This is a genomic window from Streptomyces aureus (assembly GCF_001418135.1).
GTDB lineage: Bacteria > Actinomycetota > Actinomycetes > Streptomycetales > Streptomycetaceae > Streptomyces > Streptomyces aureus_A.
The window spans coordinates 1-5,978 of record NZ_LIPQ01000481.1 but is presented as its reverse complement, the minus strand read 5'-3'; the positions used below and the strand labels follow the sequence as shown (position 1 = coordinate 5,978).

The window sequence follows — 5,978 nt, the reverse complement described above, 5'->3', positions numbered from 1 at the left end:
TCCGCCGCGCCTCCGTGCCGCACGGACGGCGGCACGGAGGCGCGGCGGACCTCGTCGCGGCTCCCTTCGCGACCGTGCCCCGCTTGCGGCTGGTGGGCCCAGGAGGAGGGCCCGAAAGCGGGGTACGACGCAGAGCGAACATGTCCCACGTGTGATTTCCCCCTCCCTCGCCGCCGCGAAACAGACGGGTGCGGGATGCTGGGGATAACGTTCGTTCACCTCCCCGGCAAAGACGCGCGGGGGTCGCATGTGGAGGCAGTGATGGGTGTGACCGGTCCGATCCGCGTGGTGGTTGCCAAGCCGGGTCTCGACGGCCACGATCGCGGGGCCAAGGTGATCGCGCGGGCACTCCGCGACGCCGGTATGGAGGTCATCTACACCGGCCTCCACCAGACGCCCGAGCAGATCGTCGACACCGCGATCCAGGAGGACGCCGACGCGATCGGCCTCTCGATCCTCTCGGGCGCGCACAACACGCTGTTCGTGAAGGTCCTGGAGCTCCTCAAGGACCGTGACGCCGAGGACATCAAGGTCTTCGGCGGCGGCATCATCCCCGACGGGGACATCGCGCCGCTGAAGGAGAAGGGCGTGGCGGAGATCTTCACGCCGGGCGCGACGACCGCGGCCATCGTCGACTGGGTGAACGCGAACGTCCGCGTGGCCGCGTAGTCCGTCCACTCCCTGCAGTCCGTCCACTCCCCGTGGTCCGTGTAGTCCGTTCGGGTGATACGCGCCTCAGGCTTCGAAGGGCCCTTCCGTCCGGGAGGGCCCTTCGGCGTGCCGGGGTCCGTGGGAGTGCCGGGGTCCGTGGGTGTGCCGGGTCCTTGAGCCCTACCGGGCCGGTGTCGTGAGTTCGGCTCTCATCGCCTCGCGCAGCCGCAGCGTGGAGACCAGACGCTGGAACGCCTCGGACCAGTAGCCGCCCGCGCCGGGGGAGACGTCCTCCGCCTCCTCGGGCCGGGCCGTCAGGGACTCCAGCTGCTGGGCCGCCTCCGGGGCGAGGCAGCGCTCCGCGAGCCCCATCACCCCGCTGAAGCTCCACGGGTAACTGCCCGCCTCCCGCGCGATGTCGAGAGCGTCGATCACCGCCCCGCCGAGCGGCTCCGCCCACGGCACCTCGCAGACACCGAGCAGCTGGAACGCCTCCGACAGGCCGTGGGCGGCGATGAACGACCCGACCCAGCGCGCCCGTTCCTCCGGCGGCAGCGTCGACAGGAGCTGGGCCCGCTCGGCCAGCGACGACGTGCCGGGGCCCGTCGCGGGCGGGGTCGCCGGAGAGCCCAGCAGGGCACGCGACCAGGCCGCGTCCCGCTGCCGTACGGCCGCCCGGCACCAGGCCGCGTGCAGCTCGGCCTGCCAGTCGTCGGCGACCGGCAGCGCCACGATCTCCTCCGGGGCGCGCCCCCCGAACCTCGGCGGCCAGCAGGACAGCGGCGCGGCCTCGACGAGCTGGCCCAGCCACCAGGACCGCTCGCCCCGCCCGGCGGGCGGTGTCGCCGCGAGGCCGTCCCGCTGCATGGCCGAGTCGCACTCGTGCGGGGCCTCCACGGTGATCGTGGGCGACTCCGCCGTCCGGTCGAGACCGACGCAGGTCACCGCGCGGCCCGCCATCCGGCCCGCGAGCGCCGAGGCGGGCAGGGCCGAGAGCAGTTCGGCGGCGGTCGCGCGGACATTGCGGCTGCGGTCGCCGAGGGCCTCCTCCAGGAACTCCTCGTCCGCGCCGGACAGTCCGGTCCGCAGCGAGTCGAGGAACATCAGCCGGTCCTCCGCCCGTTCGGCGGACCAGGTGGCCGCGAGCAGGGCGAGACCGGCCGCCGGGTCCTCCGTCCGTACGGCGCCGAGCAGGGCGACCCGCTCGGCGAACAGGCCCTCCTCCCACAGGGCGCGCACCCCGTCCTGGTCACGGGGGTCGGGGAGGGAGCCGCCCGCGCCCGCGCCGCGCAGGGCGAACCGCCACTCGGGGTTGAGCCGGGCCAGCCACAGGCCGCGCGGCCCGGCCAGCTGGAGGGCCTGGGGCCGCAGATCGGTGCGGGCCCGGGCCGCGTCGAGGAGGGAGGGCAGGGCGGCGGCCGGCGCCTGGTACCCGCGCTCGTTGGCGAGGGCGAGCCACTGGGGGAGGAGTTCGGCCAGGTCGGGCGCGGCCCCGCGCCGCCCGGCGGGCGAGGGCGCGGCGCGGCCGGCGAGCAGCTGGTCGAGCCGCCGCCGCGCGGCCCCGGGCAGTGGCCGGCGGTGGTCCTCGGGTGCGGGCTCCGGTGGCGGCGCGGCGGGCCCGGGTCGAAGTCCCGCCCTGCGCCGCACGGTGTGCAGTGCGGCCAAGTCAAGCAGCGCGCCCGGGAGTTCGGCACCCGGCAGCCCGGCGAGCCGGGCGGGCGCCCGGCGGTCCGTACCGAGCAGGGCCGAGGTGACGAGCTCCTCCCAGAGGCCGTCCTCTCCGCCTCCGGCCCCGCGGGCGTCGTCGTCACGGACGCCGTCCTCCGTGAGAGGAGCGCCGGCCGGCGGGGTCGTCGTGTCCGTCTCCATCGGGGTCCTCCGGTCGGACGGTGTTCCGTGGGCGGGGGTCATATGAGAGGGACCGTTTCTCCCGGGGTCTCCGGGGACCAGGCGGTGAGCGGGGTGAACCCCCGGTGCCCGCACTCCCCGAAGACCGTCACCGGGGCCCCGCCGGACAGGGCGACCAGGCGCCAGAGCCCGGGACGGGACTGGGCGGCGGGGGTCAGCGGCAGCGCCTCACGGCCGTCCGCGTCGGCGAGCTGCCAGCCGTACTCCGCGCGCGCCGGGACGACCTCGCTCAGCGTCACGGGCCAGGAGTCCAGCCACGGGTCCTCGCGCAGCGCGCGGCCGTACGCGTCGAGGGCCGCGCCCACCGGTCCGCCCGGCGGCGGGGCGACGGGGCCCTCGACCGGGACGAACTGCTCGCCGGGCTCCGCCCGCAGCCGGCCGGATCCCGCGTGCGGGGTCAGCTCGCCGTCCAGCACCGCGCCCACCGGGAGCGCCAGTCGGGGAGCCCGCCCCGCCGCGCCGAAGGACAACAGGAGCGCCGTGCGCCCGCTCGCCGTGCCGTGCAGCCAGATGCGCCGTGTGGTCAACCGGGCGTCGGCCGCGTCGTACTGCGCGAGCACCAGCCAGTGGTCGCGCACCGGGACATCGCCGACCGGGGCGGGGAGGCCGACCCTGGTCCGTACGGTCGTCGCCAACGGCGCGGGCAGCCGGTCGGCGGTGAGCCAGGCGCGGTCGAGGAGATGGGTCAGCGCGCATTCTTCCAGGAGCCGCACCGGCCAGCCGGGCCCCGAGCCCGGTATCGCCCCCAACTCCCTTACCCGGCCCGCGAGTCCCGGCGCCTGTGCGTCGACCATCCGGGCCGCCGTCTCCTCCCACGGGCCGTACCCCCGCTGCTCGGCCGCCGCCAGGCCGCCGCGCAGCAGGTCGGCGAGCCGCTGCTCCAACTCCTCGGCGCCCGAGGTGATCCGGGCGGCCCTGCGTTCGGCCCTGCGGCGCGCCGCCTCGGGATCCGCCGGGCCGCCGGCGCCGCCCCCGGTCTCCCGGGCCGCGCTCCCGGCCCGCTCGCGGCGGGCCGCGAGCCACCGCCCGGCCCAGTCGGGCGCGGCGGACTCCCCGCTCTCCGTCCCGTCCGAGGCCTGGAGCAGCAGCAGGCCGAGTGCGTGCTTGCACGGGAACTTACGGCTGGGGCACTCGCACCAGTACGCGGGCCCCGTCGTGTCGACCACCGTCCGGTACGGCACGCGGCCGCTGCCCTTGCACAGGCCCCAGACCGCGCCCCCGCCGCTGCCCCTGCCCGACCACGGTCCTGCCGTACCGAGCTTGCTTCCCGCGCTGCGCGAGGCGTCGTCAGGAGCCAGTGCCAGCACCTGCTCAGCCGTCCAGCGCACCCCCATGGCATTCATGTCCTCGACGGTAGAGGCCGCCACTGACAACGCCCGGGGCCCGGCAGTCCGGGCTCGGGGGGAGGCCGGGAGGAGAAGCCGCTTTACCCTTCCTTTACCATTCTCCTGGCGGGATCAACCGACTCGCATGAACCGTCCAGGGGGAACCCGTATGAACCGCGCCGCCCGCACCGCCGTCTCGGCCCTCGCCGTCGCCGGCCTCGCCCTCGGCCTCGGCGCCTGCTCCGAGGCCGCCGAGAAGGCCGTCGACCAGGTCGACAAGTCCGTGACCGAGACCTACGAGGTCACGTACGAGGTCACCGGCAAGGGCATCGAGTCCATCGACTACCACGCGGGCGACGGCACCGCGATGGCGCCGAAGGTCGAGTCGGAGAAGAAGCCGGCCACGCCGTGGAAGAAGACCGTGAAGCTGAAGGGCATCATGCCGCCGGCCGTCATGCCGGTCTCGCTCACCCCCGCCGACCTCACCTGCAAGGTCATCCACCAGGGCAAGGTCATCAAGGAGGCCAAGGCCGAGCAGGCCATGGCCGGCGGCTGCGTCGCCGTCTCCCCGGTCGTGGGCTGACCCTCGGGGCCGCCGTCCGGGCCGGCCTTCGAGGGCTGACCCTCCCTCAGCCCTTCCTCAGCCCTCCAACAGCCCCTGCCCAGCGGTGACATCCGATTGTCAGTGGCATGGTGCACGGTGGATCCCACAGCAGATCGAACGATCTGGAGGGGGATCCATGCCCGTGCCCGAAACCATCGCGCAGCCCCGGTCCGGTGTCGAGACGGACACCGGACCGGGAAGGCCGCAGACCGTGACCGAGGTCCTGCGGCCGCACGCCGAGCACGCCTTCGCCGACGAACTCGCCGCGCTCGCCGCCGCCGACGACCGGCCCCGACCCGCTCGCTGGCGCCTCTCGCCGTGGGCCGTCGCCACCTATCTCCTCGGCGGCACCCTCCCCGACGGGACGGTGATCACACCCAAGTACGTGGGACCGCGCCGCATCGTCGAGGTCGCCGTCACCACCCTCGCCACCGACCGGGCGCTGCTTCTGCTCGGCGTGCCCGGGACCGCCAAGACCTGGGTCTCCGAGCACCTCGCCGCCGCCGTCAGCGGCGACTCGACCCTCCTCGTCCAGGGCACCGCCGGCACCCCCGAGGAGGCCATCAGGTACGGCTGGAACTACGCCCAGCTGCTCGCCCACGGCCCCAGCAGGGACGCCCTCGTGCCCAGCCCGGTGATGCGGGCGATGGCGCAGGGCATGACCGCGCGCGTGGAGGAACTCACCCGTATCCCCGCCGACGTGCAGGACACGCTCATCACGATCCTGTCCGAGAAGACCCTCCCCCTCCCCGAGCTGGGCCAGGAGGTGCAGGCCGTCCCCGGGTTCAACCTGATCGCCACGGCCAACGACCGGGACCGGGGCGTCAACGAACTCTCCAGCGCGCTCCGCCGCCGCTTCAACACGGTGGTCCTGCCACTGCCCGCGACCCCCGAGGCCGAGGTCGACATCGTCGCCCGCCGAGTCGAGCAGCTCGGGCGCTCCCTCGCCCTGCCGCCCGTCCCGGACGGCGTCGACGAGATCCGCCGGGTCGTCACCGTCTTCCGTGAACTGCGGGACGGCGTCACCACCGACGGCCGGACGAGGGTCAAGTCCCCCTCGGGGACGCTCTCCACGGCCGAGGCGATCTCCGTCGTCACCGGCGGCCTCGCGCTCGCCGCCCACTTCGGCGACGGGGTCCTGCGCCCGGCGGACATCGCGGCGGGCATCCTCGGCGCGGTCGTCCGCGACCCGGCGGCCGACCGGGTCGTCTGGCAGGAGTATCTGGAGACGGTGGTCAGGGAGAGAGACGGCTGGAAGGACTTCTACCGCGCCTGCCGCGAGGTGAGCTGAGCGCAGGACCCCGTCGCCGAAGTGGGCGGCGAGCGCGAGGCCGCCGGTGACGACGGAGATCGCCTCGGCCGTGGAGAGCGTCCCCGAGGGGGACTTGACCCTCGTCCGGCCGTCGGTGGTGACGCCGTCCCGCAGTTCACGGAAGACGGTGACGACCCGGCGGATCTCGTCGACGCCGTCCGGGACGGGCGGCAGGGCG

The 5,978-nt window shown here is 74.9% G+C and carries 5 protein-coding genes; 3 read left to right on the top strand and 2 right to left on the bottom strand.

Features of this window, described 5'->3' with window-relative positions; genetic code table 11:
• Positions 1–261 precede the first annotated feature (261 nt).
• Positions 262–669 carry a cobalamin B12-binding domain-containing protein gene (locus AOK00_RS31335; RefSeq protein WP_055603571.1) on the top strand — a complete coding sequence of 136 codons (408 nt, stop codon included), beginning with the start codon at positions 262–264 and terminating at the stop codon, positions 667–669.
• Positions 670–831: 162 nt separating this feature from the next.
• On the opposite strand, the gene AOK00_RS31330 is transcribed toward AOK00_RS31335, so the two are convergent.
• Positions 832–2,520 (bottom strand): DUF5691 domain-containing protein, encoded by a 1,689-nt coding sequence (locus tag AOK00_RS31330; protein WP_254047577.1) that lies wholly within the window; start codon positions 2,518–2,520, stop codon positions 832–834.
• Between the two features lie 38 nt (positions 2,521–2,558).
• On the bottom strand, positions 2,559–3,902 hold the full coding sequence (locus AOK00_RS31325; RefSeq protein ID WP_173861689.1) for an SWIM zinc finger family protein: 1,344 nt from the start codon (positions 3,900–3,902) through the stop codon (positions 2,559–2,561).
• A gap of 151 nt (positions 3,903–4,053) precedes the next feature.
• Between AOK00_RS31325 and AOK00_RS31320 the strand changes: the two genes are divergently transcribed.
• Together AOK00_RS31320 and AOK00_RS31315 are read left to right on the top strand one after the other, a co-directional pair.
• Positions 4,054–4,467 carry a hypothetical protein gene (locus AOK00_RS31320; RefSeq protein WP_055603570.1) on the top strand — a complete coding sequence of 138 codons (414 nt, stop codon included), beginning with the start codon at positions 4,054–4,056 and terminating at the stop codon, positions 4,465–4,467.
• Positions 4,468–4,624: 157 nt separating this feature from the next.
• Positions 4,625–5,779: an ATP-binding protein gene (locus AOK00_RS31315; protein ID WP_254047576.1), complete on the top strand. Its 1,155-nt coding sequence runs from the start codon at positions 4,625–4,627 to the stop codon at positions 5,777–5,779.
• Positions 5,780–5,978 lie beyond the last annotated feature (199 nt).

What these genes read in the sequence shown, in the direction of transcription:
- AOK00_RS31335 (WP_055603571.1), top strand. Translation starts at nt 262, where the DNA reads ATGGGTGTGACCGGTCCGATCCGCGTGGTGGTTGCCAAGCCGGGTCTC.
- AOK00_RS31325 (WP_173861689.1), bottom strand. Translation starts at nt 3,902, where the DNA reads ATGAATGCCATGGGGGTGCGCTGGACGGCTGAGCAGGTGCTGGCACTG.
- AOK00_RS31320 (WP_055603570.1), top strand. Translation starts at nt 4,054, where the DNA reads ATGAACCGCGCCGCCCGCACCGCCGTCTCGGCCCTCGCCGTCGCCGGC.
- AOK00_RS31330 (WP_254047577.1), bottom strand. Translation starts at nt 2,520, where the DNA reads ATGGAGACGGACACGACGACCCCGCCGGCCGGCGCTCCTCTCACGGAG.
- AOK00_RS31315 (WP_254047576.1), top strand. Translation starts at nt 4,625, where the DNA reads ATGCCCGTGCCCGAAACCATCGCGCAGCCCCGGTCCGGTGTCGAGACG.